The organism is Microbispora sp. H10670, assembly GCF_014161385.1.
GTDB classification, from domain to species: domain Bacteria; phylum Actinomycetota; class Actinomycetes; order Streptosporangiales; family Streptosporangiaceae; genus Microbispora; species Microbispora triticiradicis.
This window is the reverse complement of the sequence record NZ_JABBWW010000039.1, coordinates 20,292-41,477: the sequence shown is the minus strand read 5'-3', so window position 1 is coordinate 41,477 and position 21,186 is coordinate 20,292. Positions and strand designations below refer to the sequence as shown.

The 21,186-nt window shown below is 72.5% G+C and carries 18 protein-coding genes and 2 pseudogenes; 10 read left to right on the top strand and 10 right to left on the bottom strand.

All coding sequences use genetic code 11. From position 1 onward, the window contains the following. Positions 1-59: 59 nt before the first annotated feature. Positions 60-532, top strand: a pseudogene (locus HHX33_RS37825) (HNH endonuclease). A gap of 14 nt (positions 533-546) precedes the next feature. Here the strand turns inward: HHX33_RS37825 and HHX33_RS37545 are convergent. Further along, positions 547-1,686: an XRE family transcriptional regulator gene (locus HHX33_RS37545; protein WP_182877901.1), complete on the bottom strand. Its 1,140-nt coding sequence runs from the start codon at positions 1,684-1,686 to the stop codon at positions 547-549. A gap of 80 nt (positions 1,687-1,766) precedes the next feature. Beyond that, positions 1,767-3,125, bottom strand: coding sequence for a DUF2786 domain-containing protein (locus HHX33_RS32375; RefSeq protein WP_182877900.1), 1,359 nt, complete (start codon positions 3,123-3,125; stop codon positions 1,767-1,769). Between the two features lie 254 nt (positions 3,126-3,379). On the opposite strand from HHX33_RS32375, the gene HHX33_RS32370 reads away from it, so the two are divergent. The 4 genes from HHX33_RS32370 to HHX33_RS32355 all read left to right on the top strand — a co-directional run bounded on the left by HHX33_RS32370 (position 3,380) and on the right by HHX33_RS32355 (position 7,153). Next, positions 3,380-3,658 carry a StsA-related sactipeptide RiPP gene (locus HHX33_RS32370; RefSeq protein WP_111700756.1) on the top strand — a complete coding sequence of 93 codons (279 nt, stop codon included), beginning with the start codon at positions 3,380-3,382 and terminating at the stop codon, positions 3,656-3,658. 84 nt (positions 3,659-3,742) lie between these two features. Next, positions 3,743-5,221, top strand: a complete 1,479-nt coding sequence (gene stsB / locus HHX33_RS32365; protein WP_396786186.1) for a StsB family radical SAM/SPASM domain sactipeptide maturase — start codon at positions 3,743-3,745, stop codon at positions 5,219-5,221. Between the two features lie 11 nt (positions 5,222-5,232). Beyond that, positions 5,233-5,535 (top strand): PqqD family protein, encoded by a 303-nt coding sequence (locus HHX33_RS32360; RefSeq protein ID WP_182877899.1) that lies wholly within the window; start codon positions 5,233-5,235, stop codon positions 5,533-5,535. A gap of 148 nt (positions 5,536-5,683) precedes the next feature. Then, positions 5,684-7,153 (top strand): NAD(P)/FAD-dependent oxidoreductase, encoded by a 1,470-nt coding sequence (locus HHX33_RS32355; RefSeq protein ID WP_182877898.1) that lies wholly within the window; start codon positions 5,684-5,686, stop codon positions 7,151-7,153. A gap of 115 nt (positions 7,154-7,268) precedes the next feature. On the opposite strand, the gene HHX33_RS32350 is transcribed toward HHX33_RS32355, so the two are convergent. Next, positions 7,269-7,451, bottom strand: coding sequence for a hypothetical protein (locus HHX33_RS32350; protein WP_182877897.1), 183 nt, complete (start codon positions 7,449-7,451; stop codon positions 7,269-7,271). A gap of 231 nt (positions 7,452-7,682) precedes the next feature. Here HHX33_RS32350 and HHX33_RS32345 point away from each other — a divergent pair, with 231 nt between their 5' ends. After that, positions 7,683-10,493: a hypothetical protein gene (locus tag HHX33_RS32345; RefSeq protein WP_182877896.1), complete on the top strand. Its 2,811-nt coding sequence runs from the start codon at positions 7,683-7,685 to the stop codon at positions 10,491-10,493. Between the two features lie 46 nt (positions 10,494-10,539). Here HHX33_RS32345 and HHX33_RS32340 read toward each other — a convergent pair whose 3' ends face one another. From HHX33_RS32340 to HHX33_RS32315, 6 genes are all read right to left on the bottom strand, one after another. Further along, the gene (locus HHX33_RS32340) at positions 10,540-11,574 is read right to left on the bottom strand and encodes a methyltransferase (protein WP_182877895.1); all 1,035 of its coding nucleotides are present in this window, start codon (positions 11,572-11,574) and stop codon (positions 10,540-10,542) included. A gap of 42 nt (positions 11,575-11,616) precedes the next feature. Next, positions 11,617-12,876 carry a cytochrome P450 family protein gene (locus HHX33_RS32335; protein WP_182877894.1) on the bottom strand — a complete coding sequence of 420 codons (1,260 nt, stop codon included), beginning with the start codon at positions 12,874-12,876 and terminating at the stop codon, positions 11,617-11,619. Between the two features lie 152 nt (positions 12,877-13,028). Then, positions 13,029-14,372 carry a TfuA-like protein gene (locus HHX33_RS32330; RefSeq protein ID WP_182877893.1) on the bottom strand — a complete coding sequence of 448 codons (1,344 nt, stop codon included), beginning with the start codon at positions 14,370-14,372 and terminating at the stop codon, positions 13,029-13,031. Between the two features lie 17 nt (positions 14,373-14,389). Continuing rightward, positions 14,390-15,553, bottom strand: coding sequence for a YcaO-like family protein (locus tag HHX33_RS32325; protein ID WP_182877892.1), 1,164 nt, complete (start codon positions 15,551-15,553; stop codon positions 14,390-14,392). Between the two features lie 76 nt (positions 15,554-15,629). Beyond that, complete coding sequence (locus HHX33_RS32320) at positions 15,630-16,442, bottom strand: ABC transporter permease (protein ID WP_111700765.1); 813 nt, start codon at positions 16,440-16,442, stop codon at positions 15,630-15,632. Between the two features lie 2 nt (positions 16,443-16,444). Then, the gene (locus HHX33_RS32315) at positions 16,445-17,386 is read right to left on the bottom strand and encodes an ABC transporter ATP-binding protein (RefSeq protein ID WP_220499146.1); all 942 of its coding nucleotides are present in this window, start codon (positions 17,384-17,386) and stop codon (positions 16,445-16,447) included. A 272-nt stretch (positions 17,387-17,658) separates the two neighbouring features. Here HHX33_RS32315 and HHX33_RS32310 point away from each other — a divergent pair, with 272 nt between their 5' ends. Together HHX33_RS32310 and HHX33_RS37820 are read left to right on the top strand one after the other, a co-directional pair. Next, positions 17,659-17,910, top strand: a complete 252-nt coding sequence (locus tag HHX33_RS32310; protein ID WP_138460897.1) for a LuxR C-terminal-related transcriptional regulator — start codon at positions 17,659-17,661, stop codon at positions 17,908-17,910. A 131-nt stretch (positions 17,911-18,041) separates the two neighbouring features. Further along, positions 18,042-19,118: pseudogene (locus tag HHX33_RS37820) on the top strand (glycoside hydrolase family 44 protein); the annotation flags it as partial. Positions 19,119-19,663: 545 nt separating this feature from the next. Here HHX33_RS37820 and HHX33_RS37815 read toward each other — a convergent pair. Next, complete coding sequence (locus HHX33_RS37815) at positions 19,664-19,960, bottom strand: hypothetical protein (protein WP_396786194.1); 297 nt, start codon at positions 19,958-19,960, stop codon at positions 19,664-19,666. On the opposite strand from HHX33_RS37815, the gene HHX33_RS37810 reads away from it, so the two are divergent. Both HHX33_RS37810 and HHX33_RS32300 read left to right on the top strand, forming a co-directional pair. Next, the gene (locus HHX33_RS37810) at positions 19,872-20,258 is read left to right on the top strand and encodes a cellulose binding domain-containing protein (RefSeq protein WP_396786191.1); all 387 of its coding nucleotides are present in this window, start codon (positions 19,872-19,874) and stop codon (positions 20,256-20,258) included. The genes HHX33_RS37815 and HHX33_RS37810 overlap by 89 nt on opposite strands. 141 nt (positions 20,259-20,399) lie before the next feature. Then, on the top strand, positions 20,400-21,182 hold the full coding sequence (locus HHX33_RS32300; RefSeq protein ID WP_182877890.1) for a DUF4259 domain-containing protein: 783 nt from the start codon (positions 20,400-20,402) through the stop codon (positions 21,180-21,182). Positions 21,183-21,186 lie beyond the last annotated feature (4 nt).

Below are 21,186 nucleotides of genomic sequence, written 5' to 3'. Positions count from 1 at the left end.
GGTATCGACTAGGGCACAAGGCGCCCGGCAGGGGCGAAGATCACCGTAGGGTGCCGGTCATTGAGTGGGTCGGGCGAGTCGCCGGCATCAAGCCCTGGAAGCGCCACGGCGAACGGGCGCCGCACAAACCGCTCCTGCTGCTCTACGCGCTCGGGCGGTTCCAGCGCGACGGCGGCCGGCCGATCCCCTTCAGCGCGGCCGAGGCGGAGTTAGGACTCCTGCTCAAGGAGTTCGGGCCGCCACGCAGGACCAGTCCTGGTGGGCCTTCGACGGGCCGGACGACGTGGCCAAAGGGCTGTGCCTGTGCGCGATCCACCACAAGCTGTTCGACAAGGGCGTCCTCGGGCTCACTCCGGAGCGTACGATCGCCGTCTCCCGGAAGTTCGCGAGCCGGAGCCCGGCGGCCGGGCACATGGTCCTCTCCCTGGCCGGACGGCCCTTGCGGGAACCCCTGCGCGGGCTCGACCCCGTCGACGGCGGCCACATCGACTGGCACACCCGGCAGGTGTTCCGCGCCCCCGCCCGGCGCTGACCCGTTCCGCCGGGTCAGCGTGGCGTCCAGGTCGGCGCGAGCGCCGGGCGGAAGAGGAAGATCTGGTCGCGCCGTCCCGTGCAGGTCTTCTGAGCGATCTCCGCCCCCGCCCGCATGTCGGACTCGCCGTACAGCGCGCCGACGCACAGGCCGCTGTGCAGGGGTTGGACGACGAATCCCGATCCGGCGGGCTTCAGCAGGAACTGCTGGTGAGGCGCTCCCGTGCACTCCGCGGGCGCGATCAGCGCACCGGAGGCCTTCAGCGCCTCGTCCACCGTGAGACAGCCGGGGCCCTCCACGGGATGATGCCACTCGATCTGCCATGCGCCGTCACCGACCGCACGCAGAAAGGTGTCCGGGACCAGGCCCGCGCAGGGACGCTGCACGGCCAGCGGGCGATCCGTCCTTCCGCTGCGCTCGCGCCCCTCCCCGATGCACAGGCCGCCCTCCGCGACGTGCGCGGGAACCATGTGATACCACCCGTCGGACGGCAGGCGGTCGCTCGCCGCGGTCGCGTCGGCGCGGGTAGGCACGGGCCGCGGGGTCGCGCCACCGGGCTGGGGACCGTAGAGCGACGGGAGGACCGAGACCACCGCGAGGAGCAGGAGGAGGACACCCGCTCCCACGCCCACCAGGGCCGGCCACTGCGGCCCTCGTGACGCCGGGCGCAGGGGTCGCCTGTCCGGTGCGCTCAGGTCCGATGCGTTTTGGATTAGGGCGTTACGGTCCGGTGAGTCTCGGCCCGGGCCGTCGCCGTCCGGTGTGTTCTGGTCTCCGGGTCCGGCCGGAGCGAGGGACTCCGGCCGCGCCGGGCTCCCAGGGACCCGGCCGGCGGGACCGCCGGGCGTGCCGGACGAGAGCGGCATCTCGGCGGCCAGGCGTTTCCTCGCGGCCACCCAGCGAGCCGACTCCGCCTCGTCCAGCCCGCACGCCCGTACGAACGCGGCCACGAACTCCTCCCTCGGGAGGGTCGCCCGCCCCAGCGCGCCGGCGATGGTGCTGGCGGGGAGCGTGTCGCCGTTCGCCCTCGCGGCGGCGGTGAGCTGCCGGAAGGTCCGGCCGGACCACTGGCGCACACTGCCCAGTGCTGCGACGAACTCGGCGGTCGTGGTGAGCCCATCGGGCTGCGGAGGCGCGCCGAACGGACCTGACACGACGATCCTCCCAAGCCCGACCCAGCGACGATCCCGGCGAAACACTAACAAAAAGCAGTGATGTGAGGCGGCACGTCGAGTCAACCGTTCCCCGTGCCGCGATCCCGCCCACGAGACGAGCTTCCGGAGGGGATCTTCGGGTGCACGTCCAGCACGGCCTGGTCGGCGGCGGCGCGGCCGGAGATCCAGCCCTCGCGGTTGCCGACCGAGCCCGTCCTGACCATGCTGAGCTCGGGGAACATCTTCTCCATCGCCGCGTCGACGGCCTGGTCCCTGGCCGCCAGCACCGGCAGCAGGTCTCTACTGGTCTCCGCCGCCGCCTGCCGGACCGCCTCCCCCGCCGCCTCGTGCAGCCGTTCGCCGATCCGATAGGCGTAGGCGGCGAGGAACGACTGCCGGAACGACCGCGTGCGGGACCGGCCGGCGCCGTCCCGGCGGGCGCCGGCCTGCCGCATCGCGGTGGTGGCCTGCACCAGCAGGGAGGTGAACAGCACCTCCACCGCCGCCAGGCCGGCCGGGAACCCCAGCACGGTGGCGAACCCGAGGTGGCGGCTCCAGATCGACCGGCAGTGGTTGGCCGAGGCGATGACGTCGAGCAGCACCGCCTTGGGCTCCTCGTAGGGCGCGTCGATCCCCAGGCGCCGCCCCTGCGGTTCGTCGTCCGGGCGGTTCGCCGCTCCGGCGGCCAGCAGCGCCGCGTCGATGCTGTAACGGGCCATCAGCGACTGGGCGGCGGCGGTGAACGTCTCGGCCTCCGCCTCGAACTCCGTCGACTCGGCCTTGGCCAGCAGCGCCCGCACCCGCGCCAGCATCCGCTCGTCCACCCGCCCGGCCGTCCGGGCCGTACGGCGCGCGGAACCGGGCGGCGGGCACAGCCGTTCCAGCGGCTGCAGCGTGGCCAGGAGGATGATCACCTCCAGCGCCCGGGCGACCATCGCGGTCCGGTCGCCGTCCTCCCGCAGGTAGTCCTCGTCTCTCCCCCACCAGACGGTGGCGTCCAGGGCGGTCAGCTGGTCCTGCCAGCGCTCGTCCACGGTCGCCGGGGCGTAGGCCCGCATCTCGGCCGCGACGGCGTCGACGGCCAGGCACGCGTGCCGCGGCCCGAACCGCCGCCCCACGAGCCGGACCACGTCGGCCGGCATCCACCCGTTCCGCCAGGCCCGCGCCAGGTTGCCGCCGAGCATGCCCAGCAACGCGCGGTCGACGACGGGCCGCAGGCCGGGGTCGCCGGCCAGCGTCTCCACGAGCCGCGGGAACTCCGGCCTGCCCGCATTCAGTCGCGCGTCCACCGCGGCCGACAGCAGTCCGGCCACCATCTCCTCCGGCGACGACTCTCCCCGCTCCCGGGGGAAGGCCCGCGCTCCGCCGGGCGGGCCCTGCCACCGGCTTCCACGCGTCTGCTCCCCGGCCCTGCTCCGCTCCCGGTCCGTCCTGCCCATGTGTCCTCCTGCCTCGGCCTCCCCCGCCGGGGGCTCACGGAGTTCACGATTCTGACAGCGTCCCGGCCGCGCCGAGGACGTTGTCCACAGGCCGGCTGCCGGTGGATCGCGCATGGAGGTCGAGCCGCGCCTCCCGGCCGTCACCCGACCGGCGGGCAGCGGCTATCCCCACGTTTGTGGGGTTTCTCACCCCCTTCTCACCTGCGCATACTCGATTCACACCGCATTCCCCCGTCAGACAGAGAGGTGAAGGCATGGCCTTCGATCCGAGGGAAGCTCTGCGTGAAGCCGGCGTCCTCAACAGCCCCCTGGCAGCCGAAGTCGAGGCGGCGTTCGCCACCTTGACCCAGGAGGAAGTGAACCTGCTCATCTCGCTCAAGGACAAGCTCCCCACCGCGCTGCCCGGTGTGCTGGCGCACGCCGGCGCGGGCGGCGAGTGGTCCCGGCCCGAGGTGGAGGCCCACACCGTGCCCGTCGAGTCCAAGTGCCTGTGCGGGGCCTGGTCGGGCTCCGGATCCGGCGCGGCGGACTAGTCCGGACAGGTCGCGGGTGCGGCTCCGGCCGCGCGTCGCCCACAGAGGTCTGGGGCCGCACCTGCGGCTGGGAGCGTAAGGGGAATGATGTCTGGGAAACTCGCCCGGAACCGCTCGTTGATGGAAGTACCGGCGGACCTGACCTACTTCGTGCACGACGATGAGTACCTGGTCGTCAACCCGCAGGTGGGTGGCCGGTGCGTGCTCAACGCGCGCGAGTTCGCCGTCCTGGCGGCCCTGGCCCGTCCCGGGGCGGGCGGGGAGCAGGCCCGCCTCGACGAGACGGAAGCCGGCGGGTCCGACGAGACCGATCGGACGCTCGCCAAGCTGATCCTGAACTATCTCGTCTACTACGACGGGAACCGCCCGGAGCTCACCTTCAGGGAGCCGTCGCTCCACCAGGTGTATTACGCGATCACCGACGGCTGCAACCTCCGCTGCCCGTACTGCTACGCCTCGTCCGAGAAGTGCCTCCCCGGCGAGCTCACCACCGCCGAATCACTCGATCTGGTCTCCCAGGTCGCCGCCTTCGGCGCCAAAAACATGATCTTCACCGGCGGCGAGCCGATGCTCCGCAAGGACCTGTTCCAGATCGTGGAGCACGCCAACGACAGCGGGCTGACGTCGAACATCATCACCAACGCCACGATGATCAGGACGCTCGCGCAGGCCAGACGGTTCGCCGAGCTGTTCGGCATGGTCACGGTGAGCGTCGACGGCGGCACGGCCGAGACCCACGACCGCACCCGCGGCGCCGGCTCCTTCGCCCGGACCTACCGCGCCCTCCAGCTGCTCAACGAGGCCGGCGTGGTGCCGCGGATCAACCACATCGTCACCTCGGACAACGTCGACGAGCTGGAGGACTTCGCGAAGTTCGCCGAAGGGCTCGAGGTGCACAGCATCCGGCTGATGTACCACAACGACCTGGGCCGGGGAGAGAGCGACGAGTACGACTTCGGCTGGGACGACCACATGCGGATCCAGCGGCTCACCTGGACGTCACCGGCCGCCGGCAAGCTACTGCCGGACGGTCCCCGGCCGATCACGCCGTGCTCGGTGAAGGCCAACTGCGGGATGGGCGGCAACGAGATCTACATCAACTCGCTGGGCGACGTGTATCCGTGCAAGCTGGTCACCGGGCGGTCGCACCACGCGGGCAACGTACGGCGGCAGTCGCTGGCGGAGATCTTCGGCGGACCGCTCCTGCGCGGGATGCGCACCAGCACCGTGCTCGGCGGCGACTACCACGCCGACTGCGCGAAGTGCTACATCAAGGCGTCCTGCGGCGGCGGATGCCGGGCCTCCCACATGTCCGAGTCGAAGGACCTGCGGCGCAACAGCCGTCACCAGTGCCGGATCCTGCGGCACGGCGTCGCCACGCAGTTGTGGCTCGAAGCCGGGGTCGACCGGTCGGAGCTCGCCGCCAAGGACCGCGAGATGACGACGCCCCGCCTGGTCGTCAACGGCGACGTCCATCCCGTCTTCGACGACTGGAAGACCTATGTTCCCCCCTCGCCCGGCTCGGTCAGGGTCGGCGAGCTGCTTCCCATCACGCCGGTATAGAGGAGGTCAGTGTGTCAATCCGGATCAGCGAGGCCGTGATCTGGCAGGAGACCGGGGAGGGCGTCTCGCTCTACCACACGGAGACGGGCGACTTCCACAGCCTGAACGACACCGGCTCCCGGATATGGAAGCTGGTGGCGAGCGACGGCGAACGTGAGCCGGTCATGTTCAAGCTGTCCCGCGAGTTCGCCGGCAGCAACTCCGCGATGAGCAGGCAGATCGTGGCGGACGTGCGGGACTTCATCGGCACGATGATCGAGCAGGGCCTGATCGAGGAGGTCCCGTCCGAGAAGGCCGAGAAGGCCGCCACGTGACCGGCCCGGCCGCGCCCGCCCCGTACGCGACCAGCCCGGACGCGCCCGGATCGGTCGTGATCAGCTCGGTCGTGATCGGCCGGGAGCCGGCTGGAGGAGTGCGCAATCGGACGGTCACCGCCGTGCCGCGTCCACCGGCTTCGGGCCGATGAGCAGGGCGGTCGTCCTCGGCGGGGGCTTCGCGGGGGTGCTCGCCGCCGCCGTGCTCGCGCGCCACGTGGACGAGGTCGTGGTGGTGGAGGGCGACCGCTACCCGGCCGGGCCCCGCCCGCGCCGGGGGCTGCCCCAGTCGCACCACAGCCACGTGCTCGTGGCCGGCGGCGCGAGGGCGCTGGAGGCGCTGCTGCCCGGCACGGTCGGCACCCTCCTCGCGCACGGCGCGCAGCTGCGCGGCCTCCCCGGCGACGCCCTGATCCTCACCGCCGACGGCTGGTTCCGCCGCATGCGCACCGACGCCCACCTGATCTCCTGCACCCGCGGGCTGCTGGACGAGGTGGTGCGGCGCCGGGCGCTCGCGAGCGGGGCCGTCGCGGTGTGGGAGGACACGCGCGCGCTCGGACTCCTCGGGGACGCGGCCCGGGTCGGCGGGGTGGCGGTCAGCAGGCGGGGCGCCCCGCCCGAGACCGTACGCGCGGACCTCGTCGTCGACGCCACGGGACGCAGGTCGGCGTCTCCCCGATGGCTCGCCGAGATCGGCGTCCGGGACGTCGAGGAGACGACCGTCGCCACCGGCCTGGCCTACGCCACCCGGCTCTACCGGGCGCCCGCCGGCCTCGCCGCGGCGATTCCGGCGATCATGTTGCATCCCGGGCCCGGCCCGGGACTGCCGGCCCGGGGGGCGACGCTGTTCCCCGTCGAGGACGGCAGATGGGTCGTCACGCTGACCGGCACCCGGGGTGGTGAGCCGCCCACCGACGAGCAGGGCTTCGCGGCCTTCGCCCGCGCGCTGCGCGACCCCCTCGTGGCGGACCTCATGGCGGAGGCCACCCCCCTCGGACTCATCCGGCCGTACCGGGACACCGTCAACAGGAGGCGGTTCTTCGAGCGGGCACGGCTGCCCGCCGGGTTCGCGGTGATCGGCGACGCGGCCGTGGCGGTCAACCCCGTCCATTCGCACGGGATGTCGGTCGCCGCGCGCTGCGCGCTCCGGCTCGACGAGGAGCTGACTCGGCACGGCGGGATCGGACCGGCCCTGTTCCCCGGGCTGCAGTTCGCACTGGCGGCGGAGGCGGAGCAGTCCTGGCGCATGGCAGTGGAGGCGGACGGCGAACAGGCCGGCGCAGCCACAGGAGAGCGGGCTCAAGGTACCGGCGCAGGCGCGGCTGAACGGGCCGGTGCGGGGACCGGCCGGGACGGCGCGCCGCGACGCGAGCCGAACGCCTTCGAACGCGAGGTCCGCACCCGCCTGGCGCAGGCGAAGCTGAGCAACCCGCGGATCGCCGCCAAGCTCTTCGCCGCCCAGACCTTGCTCTCCGACGACACCGCGACGGACAGGCCGGAGATCGCCCGGGTGCTGTCCGGGCGGCCGGAGCCCCTCCTCACCAGCGAGGAGGCGATCGGGCAGTACCCCGGCCTGGCCGCGTGGCTGCGCTCGCGCCTCGCCGCCGCGGCCCCCTGAGACCGCGCGCCCGCCGGAGCCCTTTCGCACCCCGAAGGCTCCACGCCGCGCGATCCCTCCGCGTCGATGTCCGACGTCATGTACGCGGATGCCGGGAATCGTGTGAACGGCCTGCTCACTGGTAGGCGGCGACGGCGGCGAAGTACAGGCCGAGGAAGGTGGCTGCCGCGCCCGCGCCGGTGAGGAGCGCGTTGGCGGTGCCGGCGCTGCTGCGGCGGGCGATCAGTGCGGCGGTGATCGCGATGTTGAGGGCAGAGGACAGGGCCAGCAGCAGGGACAGGATCTGTGCCTGGCTCATCGGGTGCTCCCTTGGGCGGTGGGTGGCCCTGGCGGACGAGGCCAGGGGTTGATGAGCCGAGGATTGCCGACCAGACGGGTGTCCTGGAGCCGGTTGGTCGCAGGTTGGACACAATGCCGCGTAGCGGCCGGTGAACGGCCTACTGTGCGCAACAAGGCAGGGGCGAGGGCGTGGAGTGTCCATAGGGCGGATGGACACCCAAGGCCGGCGATCGGTGGAGAGGGAGCAGCAGTGGGGGCAGCGGACCGGGAACCGGACCTGGCCGTGCTGCTCACCGCACTGGCTCGGGTCCGCCGTCAGATCACACTGGATGGGCAGCCGTCGGACCGGACGCTGGCGAAAGCTGCCGGGGTGAGCCCGACCACGGTGGGAGCGTGGCTGCGCGGCGCCCGCTTCCCCCAGCAGATCGACCCGCTGATCAGGATTGTGGACGCGGTGCGAGAGCACGCCCGCCGGACGACGCACGCCTGGGCCGGTGAGCCCGCCGAGCTGTGGGACAAGCGGTGCTGGCGCGATGCCCACATCGCCGAGGCCCGCCGGCGCGCCGGAGAGACCAGCCGGGCCGTTCGGGCGGCCGACGCCCGGTCGGTGCTGGAGTCGGGACGGCCGGGCACCCCTCTGGACCAGGTGACCGACCCGTTCATGTTGGAGGTGCACCGGCCGATCACTGTGGACGGCGCGACGGTGGGCGTGCTGCCGTCGTACGTCCGGCGGGTGCACGACGAGCGGCTGGGCCAGGTGGTCGATCGGGTTCTCGGCGGCACGAGTGCGATGGCGGTGCTGGTGGCCGGCTCCTCGGCCGGCAAGACCCGGGCGTGCTGGGAAGCCCTTGGGCCACTGCGTGCGGCGGGCGGGTGGCGGTTGTGGCACCCCTTCGACCCGACCCGGCGCGAAGCGGCGCTGCAGGAGCTGGACCGGGTGGGCCCGCGCACGGTGCTCTGGTTGAACGAGACCCAGGAGTACGTGGGCGAGGGCGGGGAGCGGGTCGCGGCCAAGCTGCGTGCCCTGCTCACCGACCGGGCGCGGGCGCCGGTGCTGGTGCTGGGCACGTTGTGGCGGAAGCACCACGCCGACCTGACCCGAAGTTCGGGGTCACAGGTGGCGCAACTGCTGGACGATGTGGTGATCGAGGTGCCGGAGGCGTTCACCGGGGCCGCCCTGGAGGCGATGCGGCGGGCCGCCCAGGCCGATGCCAGGCTGGCCGAGGCGGTCGAGCACGCCGTAGACGGGAAGATCAACCAGTATCTGGCCGGTGGCCCGGCGCTGCTGAAGCGGCTCGAAACCGCGGAGCCTGCGGCCAAAGCGGTCATCTGGGCGGCCATGGACCTCCGCCGCCTCGGGCACCGCACCACCATCCCGCTGGCCTTGCTCAAGGCGGCCGCACCGGCCTACCTGACCGACACCGAGTGGGACGCGGCCGGGGAGGACTGGCTCGGACAGGCACTGGCCTACACCGCCGAGCCGTGTAAGGGCGCCCGCGGGCCGCTCACCCGCGTCCGCCCTCGCCGTAGCCAGGGCCGTGCGGCTGCGGCGGTAGACCCTGACGGTGAGCCGGTGTACCGGCTGGCCGACTACCTCGACCAGCATGGCCGCGTCACCCGTGCCGACCAGATCCCACCCGTCGGTCTCTGGACCGCCGCGGCCGCCCATGCCCACCCCGCCGACCTGGGCGTCCTGGGGGACGCCGCCTGGGCCCGCGGCCTGTGCCGCGAAGCCGCCCGGCTCCACAAACAGGCCGTCCGCCAAGGGAACGTCGTAGCCGCCGGCACCCTCGTCCGTCGCCTTCACGAACTGGATCCCGCCGATCGACGCCCTGCCCGGTGGGTTGTCGCCCACGCCTGTCTCGACGACCCGTTCCACGTGGGGAACCTGCTGGACAGCCTGCACAGAGCCGGGGCGCACGACCAGATCGCCACGGTGCTGGCCCGCTATCCCGCCGGGCGCGTTCCTCTCGACAACCCTGCCCGCCTGGGTGTGCTGCTGGACGGCCTGCACAAGGTCGAGGCGCACGAGCAGTTCATCGCGCTGGCCGAGCGAGCCGCCGCCCACGCCCCGCTCGACCCGCTCGGCGTGGGTGTGCTGCTGGACAGCCTGCACAAGGCCGGGGCGCACGACCAGCTCGCCACGCTGCTGGCCCGCGATCCCGCCGCCCATGTCCAACTGGACACCCACTACGGCGCACTGAGCCTGCGGCGGCTGTTGCGCAGCCTGCGCAGGGCCGGGGCGCACGACCAGTTCACCGCGCTCGCCCGGCGAGCCGCCGCCCACGCCGCGTTCGACGGCGACCCGCTGAGCGAGGGCCGGCTGCTGATGGACAGCCTGCATGCGGCTGAGGCGCACGCGCAGATCGCGGCGGTGTGGGCTCGCCACCCTGCCTGCCTTACGCTGGACAACCGCCACAGCGCGCTGACAGTGGCGCGGCTGCTGGACAGCCTGTACGGGATCGAGGCGCACGACCAGATCGCCGCGCTGCTGGCCCGCGATCCCGCCGGCCGCGTTCCTCTCGACAACACCGCTGATGTGCGTGCGCTGCTGAACGCCCTGCGCAAGGTCGGGGCGCACGAACAGTTCACCGCGCTCGCCCGGCGAGCCGCCGCCCACGCCCCTCTCGACGACCCGTACACCGTGGGAACGCTGCTGAGAACGCTGAGCTCTCTCGAAGCTCGTGACCACGTCGCCGCGTTACTGGCCCGCGATCCCGCCGGCCGCGTTCTTCTCGACAACGCGGCCGGCTTGGGCGCGCTGCTGTTCGACCTGCACTGCCTGGACGAGGCGCATGACCAGATCGCCACGCTGCTGGCCCGCGATCCCGCCGCCAACACCACGCTCAACCCGCTTGTCCCGGACGCACCGTATTTGCTGATGTTCGGTCTGGGCCTGGTCGAGGCACACGACCAGATGGTCGCACTGGCCGAACGGTTGCCCGCCGCAGGATTGTTCGATGAGTTGCTGCGGACCGACGGTTACGGGGAGCGGTTCCGGTTCGGGCGGGAACCTGACGGGAGCGCCGCCGACCGGTGGGGGTGGGAGGATCTGGAGTGAACGGCGACCCCCGCGGCCACACCCGCGGCGGTCGGCCGGGCGGGGCTCAGGACGGTCGCGCGACGAGGATCCGGATCTCCGAGCCGCCGAGCGGCGGTGTGACCTCGGTCAGGTCGAACCCGGCCGCGGCGAGCAGATCCCGGAACTCGGTCCTGCCGCGTTCCCGGCCGCCGGTGTAGACGAGCATCGCGATGTCGCTCATGACGGCACCGGCCGCCTCCAGCGTGCCGAGGGCGGACGGCATCACCGGCTCCAGCACGAGCAGGCGTCCGTCCGCCGCGATCGACCGGCGGCAGCTACGCAGCAGGGCGACGCAGCGCCGGTCGTCCCAGTCGTGCAGCACGCCCTTGACCAGCATGACGTCGCCCCCGGGCACGGCCTCGAAGAAGTCGCCGGTCTCGATGACGCACCGGTCCGACAGACCCGCCCGCCGGAAATTCTCGTCGGCGCCCGCGACCCCCTCGGCGGTGTCGAACAGGATCCCCTTGAGGCCCGGGACGGCCGCCAGCACCGCCGCCAGCAGCGTGCCGTTGCCGCCGCCCACGTCGACCACGGTCTGCGCGCCGCTGAAGTCGTACGCCCTGGGGAGCGCGGGCGCGATCCGTTCGGTGCCCTCGCGCATCGCCCTGTTGAACACCGCCGACAGGTCCGGGTGGCGGGCGAGGTGGTCGAACAGCGGGCTGCCGTGCGCGTGGTCCCACGCCGTCTCACCGGTCCGCACACTGTGGGTCAGCGCCCCCCACGCCTGCCACGTGGCCGGGTCGCCGAGCAGCAGGAGGCTGGAGCGCATCGACCACGGGTGATCGGCGCACAGGGGCCGCCCCTGCGGCGTCAGCGTGAAGCTTCCCGGCTCCCCCTCCTCCGCCACGCCCAGCACCACCAGCGCGCGGAGCAGCCGGTGCAGCGCGCCGGGGTCCGACCCGGTGCGCTCCGCGAGCCGCGCGACCGGTACGGCCTCCTCCGCGAGCAGGTCCGGCACGCCGAGCCGGACGGCCGCGTAGAGGATCTGCGAAGTGGCGTAGCCGAAGGCCATCCTGGACAGGTTCGCCTGCCCCGTGAGGCCTCGCGGTCGGTCACTCATGGTCCTGCTCCTTCGGGGTCTCTGACAGGTGCGGGGCAGGTGTCACGCGACGCCTGCCTCCAGCCGCAACCGCAGCGGCAGGCGGCGTACGCCGTGCAGGAACAGGTCCGGCGTCCACTCCAGGCCGGCGGGGTCGACCGCGAGGGCGATCCCGGCGAAGCGGCGCACCAGCGCCCCGATGGCGGCCGCGGCCTGCAGCCGCGCCAGCGCCGCGCCGAGGCAGAAGTGGGCGCCGTGACCGAAGCCCAGATGCCGGTTCGGGCTGCGGCCGATGTCGAAGACGTCCGGCCGGGGGAAGACCGCCGGGTCGCGGTTGGCCGCCAGCAGCACCGGCACGACCACGTCCCCCCGGGGGATCACGGTCCCGCCGATCTCCACGTCGGCGAGGACGTACAGCGGGCGGGAGTGCCCGACCGGGCCGTTGTACCGCAGCGCCTCCTCGACCATCGAGCCGATCAGCTCCGGGCGCGCCCGCAGCCGATCCAGCTGGCGTGGGTGCCGCAGCAGCTCCAGCACCCCGTTCCCGATCAGGTTGACCGTCGTCTCGTCCCCGGCGAGCAGCAGCTGGAACACGCTGGAGACCAGTTCGGCGCGGCTGATCCCGCCCGCCTGCTCGGCCTCGGCGAGCCGGCTCAGCAGGTCGTCCCCCGGGTGCGCCCGGCGCTCGTCGATCCTCTCGTCGGCGTACGCGACGAACTCCAGGCCGGCCCGGCGCACCCGGCCCGCGTCCCCGCTGCCCACGATCTCGTCGCTCCATCCGCGCAGCCGGGCGCGGTCCCCGGGGGGCAGGCCGAGCAGCTCGGCCACGACCAGGACCGGCAGCGGCAGCGCCAGTTCCCGGATCAGGTCGGCCTCGCCGCCCGCGGCGGCCATGCCGTCCACCAGTTCGCCGGCGACCCGGTGGACGCGCTCTTCCAGCGCGGCCACCGTACGGGCGCCGAAGGCCGGCGCCATCAGCCTGCGGATGCGGGTGTGGTCGGGCGGATCGAGGTGGAAGACGTTGCGCCGCAGCATGGCCAGCGGGTCGCGCAGCTCGGCCCTGCGGTGCGGCGCGGCGAGGCCGGGAGGCAGCCGGTCGAGCTGCCGCCCGACGTCCGGGTCGAGCAGCGCGCGCTGCACGTCGGCGTACCGGGTCAGGTACCACAGCACCCGGCCGCTCGCCGGGCTCACGTACCGGTAGACCGGCGCGTGCTCGCGCATGCGGTGGAACAGCGGATGGGGGTCCGGACGGTGCCGCGCGGCCGCCGGGTCGAACGGCTGCGCGGCCGGGCCGGGCGGCTGCCCGGGTGTGGTCACGGTCATGACCCTCTCCTCACGCGGATGCACGGACGTTCCGGGACGCGGGCCGCACCTGCCCCCGCGCCGGGCCGGCGCCAGCGGTTCCCGTGCTCATGGTCGCGCTCCCCTCCTCGTTCGCCACGCGCGCGGCCTCGTCCCTCGGCCCGCCACTCCGCTCACTCGTTGGCTCGCCGCTCGGGGGCACGCGCGTTCTGGACGTCGAGGGCGAAGAACCTCCTGACGGCGTGTCCCAGCTCCTGCGGGCCGGTGAATCCGCGCCGGGCCATCTCCACCTCGGCCGACGTCCCCTTCCCGTGCCAATGACGCAGGAAGATCCTGGCGCAGATCTCCGGCGGCGGGACGGCGAGCCGCCCGCGGGTCCGCTCCGCCGCCTCGTCGGCGCGGGCCACGATCTCCGACCACTCCTGCCAGTGGGCCGACTCCCGGACCCGTTCCAGCACGACCGGCCGCCAGTCCTCCGACTGCCAGACCGGCCAGACCCGCACCATGACCAGCCGCAGCTGCTCTCCGGCGGGGAGCGCCGCGCGTTCCGTCTCGGTGAGCCACGACGCGAGGACGGGCGGCAGGGGCTCGGCCGCGGCGACCCCGAGCGTGGCCCGCGCGTACGCCTCCAGGTCGAGGTCCTGGGCGGCCGCGAAGCCGGTCAGCAGGCCCGTCAGAGTCTCCTCGTGCAGGCGGGGGTAGTCGTCGCCGAACAGCCGTCCCGCGGTGACGACGTCGAGGTCGGTCATCCACCGGCCCTCCGCGTACTCGCGCCTCGACCGCCACTTCAGCGCCTCGTAGTGGGTGATCCCCGTCAGCGCCGTGTCGGCCGTCCAGGCCACGGACTCCTCGCCGGGCCTTCCGGCGCGGCGCTCTCCGGTTGCCCGCAGCGCGGCCAGCGCGTCCAGCCGCTTGACGTCCCACTCCCCCGTGCCGATCATCTGCCGCAGCGTCTCCAGGCAGGCGCGGTCGCCGGAGTCCACCACCGCGTCGATTTCCTGCCAGGTGCGGTGCGCGAACGGCATCGCCTTGGCCGTGCGGACGATGCGCTCCCCGGCCTCCGCCGGGATCCGGCCCGTCCTCGCCCCCTCCCGACAGCCGTACCGGAGGTTGACCAGCGCGACCGTCCCGGCCGGGTACCCCAGGTCGGCGGGCCCGTGCAGCACCGCGACCTCGTCGTCGCCGTCGACCTCGCCCGTCGCGTACATGTCGAACACGGTCCCGGCGCCGCTCATGCCGTACGGGCTCAGCTCGGCCGCGCGCAACGCGCCCATGCTGGCCGCGCCGACGACGTGCACGCCCTCGTCGATCAGCCACAGGATCTCCTTGTGGCCCACCGCCAGCTTCTCGCGGTAGTAGCCGTCGATGATGACGGCGGTGTCGTCCGGGCTCCAGGTCTCGCTGAGGAGGTCGCCCCGGGCGACGGGCGGCCGCACCCGCGCGTGCGGCACGACGCCGCGGACCTCGTCGGCGGAGATCGTCGGACCCGCGTAGACGACCACGTTCGGCGAGCTCATCGAAACACCCCCGCTCACTAGAAGACCTCCGGGCACACACGGCTCCCCGGCGCCAGCACCCTGACGACCGGCACGCCGAGGTCCTCCCTCGTCAGGTCGACGACGAGAGGCGCGTGGGAGAAGGCGACCGTGGCGCGCTTCACCACGTCGTCCAGGTCGTCGACCAGGCTCTCGTGCGCGTGCAGCGGCGTGATCGGCGCGCCGGGCTCCGGCGCCGGCTCCGGCCGTCGCGGCGCGCCCCGGTCGTCGTGGACGTTCGCGTGCAGGTCGTCGCGTGAGCCCGCGATGTAGCCCAGCCGGGCCTGCGCGGCCTCGGTGACGGCCCGGCTGAGCGCGATCTCCGAGCCGAGGTGGCAGCCGAAGCCGAGGAACGGCGGGGGATAGTCGTCGCAGGTGATCCGGGCGAGGAAGCACGGCAGCCCGGTCGGCGAGGCCAGCGACCTGACCTCCATGCGGACCCGGGCCCGCTCCATCGTCACGCACAGGTCGTCGACGACCGGCGAGCCGAGCGAGCGCGGGTCGACCCGGGTTCCCCGGTCGCCGCCGGTCATGAAGGCCGTCACGGCGTCCCGCTCGATCACCTCGTACAACGCGTGCAGCACGCCCTCCGTCAGCGTGTTCCCGCTGGCCAGGCCGTTGGTCGAGGAGAAGAACACCGGCGGGTTCCAGCTTGTCCTGCGGACGAGGGTGAACTGCGCCAGCTCCATCGGGACGAGCGTCGGGGAGCCGTCGGCCAGCGATCTGGCGGCGACCCAGTCCACCGGCAGCCCGTCGTGCAGCAGGCTCGGCGCGCACCGCGGGAGGGCGCCGACGTCGTAGCCCAGTTCCCCGGCGAGGTCACGGGGGGACGCGGTCGTGACCGGCCGCATGGGCTGCTCGGCGTGCCAGAGTTCGACGGCCTCCATCATGGCGGACAGCTTCGCCAGGTCCGCCGTGACGCCCTTGCCCTGCGAGACGGCGAGGGTCCGCGCGGTGGGCCTGATCGCCTGGTACGTCGGGATGCCGAGGGTGTCGAGCCGGGTGATGTCCGCGACCCGGGTGACCCCGGCCCGGCGCGCGGCGCGGCCGGCCATCTCCAGTGTGGCGGCGGGGTCCCGGGCCCGGTCCGTCCCCGGCAGCCGGACCTTCGACTGGTCGGAACCGGAGAGGAGCCAGGAGTGGGAGGAGGTTTCTGTCCGCATCGTCCCCTTGCCCGTGTCGAGGTGAGGCGCCCTGTCGGGCCGTCCGTGTCAGATGCCGAGTGTCAGGTGCCGAATGTCAGATGTTGCGCGCGCGGTTGATCAGTGCGCGCCCGCCCACGGTGTAGCCGACGACCGCCATGACCGCCAGGACGAGCAGGTCCACCCAGGCCTCGCCGAGACCGAAGACCGCGGCGTCCCGCATGCCGTTGATCGCGTACGTCAGCGGGTTGACCACGGAGATCCACTGCAGCACCGTGGGCATGCTCTCGGTGGTGTACATCGACGGGGCGCTGAAGACGAGAACGGGCATCGACACGTTCGACAGCACCATGAAGGCCTGGTAGTCCGTGATCGTGATCGCCGCCGCCAGGTACAGCCCGTTGAGCGCCAGGGCGGACAGCGTGAGCGCCGACAGCAGCCCCACCCAGTTCTCCGGGCCGAACGGCAGGTCGAAGATGAGCGCCGCCACGGCCAGGCCCAGCAGGGTCTGCCCGAGCACCAGCGACACGCCGGCGATCATCTTGCCGAGCAGGAAGCGCGACCTGCGCATGGGGTACGACCACAACTGGGTCGCCACCCCGCTCATCTCCTCCTGGAACACGGCCATGGCGGACGTGGCCGCCGCGCTCACGACCGACATCGCCAGCGTCATGGGGAGCAGGAAGACCGCGAACCCGACGCTGACGCCCTTGTAGTCGACGACCCTGACGAGGTTGCTCAGCGAGGTGTTCACCAGCAGCAGGTAGACCAGCATCGGCGTCAGGCCGAGGATCAGGTAGACCCGGTTGCGGGCGAGCAGCGCGTACTCCCGGTAGAGCACCGCGAGCAGGTCCGTCGCCCTCGCCATGGGGGCGGGGGGCGCGGTGTGGAAGTGCAGCCCGGCGGCCATCGTCACCCCTCGTTCCCGGTCATCCGGAGGAAGACCTCCTCAAGCGAGTCCACGGCGGTCGACACCCCGTTGATCGCTATGGCGTGGTCCTGGCAGTACCGGGACAGCTCCGGCAGCAGGTCGCGTGCCTTCGCGTCGTCGATGCGCACCTCGTTGTCCTCGGCCTTGGCCCTGAGCCCGGCCGACTCCGCCCAGGCGGCCACCAGGCCGCCCGACTCCGGGTCCTCGACGGTCACCAGCAGGTGGGTGCTGCCGAACTCCTCCACGAGTTCGCGCGGCTTGGCGAAGCGCACCACCCGCCCGCGGTCGACCACCAGGACGCGCTGGCTGTTGCGCTCCAGTTCGTCGATGTGGTGGCTGGTCCACAGCACGGTCACGCCGTGCTCCTCGCGCAGCCAGGTCACGAACCGCTCGACCTGGCGCCGCCCCGCGACGTCCAGGCCCGCGGAGGGCTCGTCGAGGATGAGCAGCCGCGGGATGGTGAGCAGGGCCCGCACCAGTTGCAGCCGCTGCCGCTGACCACCCGACATCTGGAACACCAGGCGCTGCATCGCACCGCTGAGACCGAGGAAGTCGGCCACCTCGAACGCCCAGGGCCGTACCTCGCGCCACCGCAGCCCGCGGAACCGTGCGGCGATCCGCAGGTTGTCCAGCGCCGGAAGCATCATGTCGAACGGACCGGTCTGGTGCATCGCGCCGATGCCGCTCTTGGCGAGGACGGGCTGGCGCACCGGATCGGCCTCGAAGACCCGGATCTCACCGGAGGTCGGAGTGGTGACGCCGCAGATCATCTTGATCAGAGTGGTCTTGCCGGCGCCGTTGGGGCCCAGGAGCCCGATGGTCTCCCCCTGGGCGATCTCGAAGGAGACGTCGTCCACGGCCGGTCTCTCGCTGCCCCGATAGCGTTTGGTCAGCCCCACGGCCGTCACGACGTCTCTCAACACAGCCTGCCCTTCACTTCGCCCTCCCGCTGCTCAGCGATGTGAGTCGCCCTCCGATCGTCCCCCGGCCTGCTCGGAACGCGTCGCTGGTCGAGTATGAGCCGGGGACGAGCAGGTGACACAACCCCACAAACGTGGGCTACCGGCGTGGCCCGGAGGGCCATAACCACGGCCATGGTCAGGCCATACCGATCGTTAAGCGCCCCTTTCTAGGGTCGCCGCAGAGGGACCTCACCAGGTCACTCATGGAACGGCGATCCGAAGCGGGACAGCGCATGGACCTTGTTTCCGACGGCCTGATCAATGATCGCGACCGATGGCTGATCGTCATGCTGGCCAGGGGCTACACGACGACGAAGATCGCCCGCGAGATGCACCTCAGCCGGTACACCGTGGCCGAGCGGATCAGCAAGCTGCTCGTCCAGTTCGCCTGCAGCAACCGCAGCCAGCTCGTGGCCTACTTCTACGCGCACCGGCTCCTGCACGTCGGCATCTGGCCGCCCAGCGTCTCCGACGCCCTCGGGTAGGCCGGCCCGGCGCGGTCCCGGCCGGCTCTGAAACTTTCCGTCCCGCGCGACGGGGCGTACCTGCTCACCGCCCGCTTCCGGCGCCCCGGCGGCCTTCCTCCTTGTGTCCCGCCCGGCCCTTGGCCAGCGTGATGCCCTGGCCGCGATGGCGACTCCCGGTAATCCCTCGCCGTCAGGCCGGCAGATTCCAGGGATTCGGAAGGAAACCCGTGCTCAGAACAACGCTTCCCGCCGCTCTCACGGTGGCGATGGCCCTGGCCGCCGGCGCGGCCGCAGCGGCCGGAGCGGCTCCGGCCGCCCTCGCCGCCGCCACCGGCCCGGCGGTCACGGTGGACGTGACCGCCGGAAGGCACGCCATCAGCCCGTACGTCTACGGTATGAACCACGCCGACGAGACGCTGGCCAAGGAGCTGCGCCTGCCCGTACGGCGCTGGGGCGGCAACGCGACCACCCGCTACAACTACCTGTACGACACCAGCAACCGGGCCTCCGACTGGTTCTTCGAGAACATCGCGGAGGACAACACCGACCCCTCCGCGCTCCCCGACGGCTCCAGCGTCGACCGGTTCGTGGAGCAGGACCGGCGCACCGGCACCGACACGATCCTCACCATGCCGCTGATCGGCTGGGTGCCGAAGGGCCGCGACGCCTCCTGCGGCTTCTCCGTCGCCAAGTACGGCCCGCAGCAGCAGACCGACCAGTGGCGGCCCGACTGCGGCAACGGCGTGAAGCCGGACGGCACGAAGATCACCGGCAACGACCCCCACGACACGAGCGTGGAGGCCGGGGCGGCGTACGTGAAGGACTGGATCGCCCACCTCACCGGCAAGTACGGCACGGCGGCCGCCGGCGGGGTGAAGTTCTACAGCCTGGACAACGAGCCCGACATCTGGCACGGCACACACCGCGACGTGCACCCCGAGGGCGCGAGCTCGGTCGAACTGCGTGACAAGGCGTACCTCATCGGCGCCGCGATCAAGGCCGCCGACCCCGGCGCGAAGACGCTCGGACCGGTCGGCTGGGGCTGGTCCTCGTGGGACTACTCGGGCCTCGACCAGGAGGTCTGCGGCCGGACCAACTGCTGGTCGAACCCGCCCGACAAGGCGGCCCGCGACGGCCTGCCCTTCACGACCTGGTACCTGCGGCAGATGAAGAAGTACGAGGACACGCACGGCCTGCGCGTCCTCGACTACTTCGACGAGCACTTCTACCCCCAGGCCTCGGGTGTCGCGTTCGGGAGCGGCGGCGACCCCACGACCGACGCGCTGCGGCTGCGCTCCACCCGGGCCCTGTGGGACCCGTCGTACACCGACGAAAGCTGGATCAACACCCAGGTCCGGCTGATCCCCCGGATGAAGGAGCTGGTCGCCGCCGAGTATCCGGGCACCAGGACCGCGATCACCGAGTACAACTGGGGCGCCCTCGACCACGTCAACGGCGCCCTGGCGCAGGCCGACGTCCTCGGCATCTTCGGCCGCGAGGGACTCGACCTGGCCAACCTCTGGAGCCCGCCGACCGCCTCCCAGCCCGGCGCGTACGCCTTCCGGATGTACCTGAACTACGACGGCAAGGGCGGCCGCTTCGGTGAGACCGCGGTCGGCTCGGTCAGCGCCGACCAGGGCAAGCTGGCGGTGTACGCGGCCGAGCGCGCCTCCGACAAGGCCCTCACCCTCGTGGTGGTCAACAAGACCGGCGACGCCCTGACCAGCGACATCGCGATCAAGGGCCGCACCGGCGGCGCGACCGCGCAGGTCTACCGGTACGGCGCGGCCGACACCTCGGCCATCAAGAGGGACGCCGACGTGCAGGTGGGCGCGGGCGGCTTCACCGGCACGTTCCCGGCGAACTCGATCAGCACGATCGTCGTCCCGGCGGGGACCGTGACGTCCCCCAGCCCGTCTCCCAGCGCTTCCCCCTCCCCCAGCACGTCCCCGTCGCCCAGCGCCTCTCCCTCGCCCAGCGTGTCGCCCTCGCGCAGCCCCTCCCCCAGCCCGTCGCCGTCGCCCAGCGGGACTCCGGTTCCGCCCGGCTCCTGCTCGGTGACGTACACCCTCACGAACCAGTGGCCCGGCGGGTTCCAGGCCGAGGTGCGGATCGTCAACCGCGGCGCCACCGCCGTGAAGGGCTGGCAGCTCGGCTGGACGTACGGCAACGGGCAGACCGTCAACCAGCTGTGGGACGGCTCGTACACCCAGACCGGTTCGAAGGTGACGGTGACCAACGCGAGCTACAACGCCACGATCCCGGCCAACGGCGGCAGCGTGAGCTTCGGCTTCCTCGGCGGCTGGAACGGCTCCAACACCGCACCCAAGCAGTTCACCCTGAACGGCGCCGCGTGCGGCGCGTGAGTTGAGGACCGCGTGAGTTGAGGGCTGGGAGGGCGGCGCGATCCCGCGCCGCCCTCCGGCCCGTCGGCCCGGCTCCGTCCCTCGATACTCCGGCCGGCGAGATCGCCGCGCGGCGTGAGCGAGCATGACAAGATCTCCGCCATGGACGATGAGCTCGGCTTCCTGGAGGGTCCGTTCGACAGCGACGAGGCCGCCGACGGGGTGGCGGCGATGACCGGACTGCTCGGCGAGTTCGTGCGGTTCGGGGAACTGGACGAGGGCGACGAGCTCGCCGACGCCGTCGACGCCGCCCTGGCGGTCGCCTGTCTGGTCGCCGCCCGGATGTCGGGGATCGCCCCCGACGAGCAGGCCCACCATTGGCTGGACCGCAACCCCTTCGACGTCACCGAGGACCTGCGCCGTCTGGCCGTCGCCGCCTTCGCCCTCGCGACCCGACCCGACGGGCCGCTCGCCGACCTGCGCTCCGACTGGGAGGACTTCCTGGCCCACGTCGAGCCGTACCGGAAGGCGCTGGCCGGGGAGCCTCAGGAGGCGCCCGCCCCGCCGGTTCCGGACCTCTCCAAGGGCTGGTTGTGGGCCACCTGGAGTCACCGGAACGGGAGTCTCCCGGCCCGCTCGCCGTACGCCGTGGCGGCCGGCCGGCTCGTCTCCGCTCTCAACGAGACGCCGGCCTGGACCGAGTGGTGGCGTCCGTCCGGCCTGCACGAGTTGCTCGTCTTCGGCACGCTCGCGACGGGCCCGTACGCGGAACAGGTCTCCCGGGGTCGCCTCACCGCGGAGGCGTGGATCGACTTCGGGCACCCGCATCCGCTCCCCGACGAGGACGTCGAGCGGGAGGTCGCCGCCGATCTGCACCGGGCTCTGGCGGCGGCGGGTCGTTACCTCGGCCTCGCGTCCCTCCCGCCGCCGCCCGGCCACCCCTGATCTG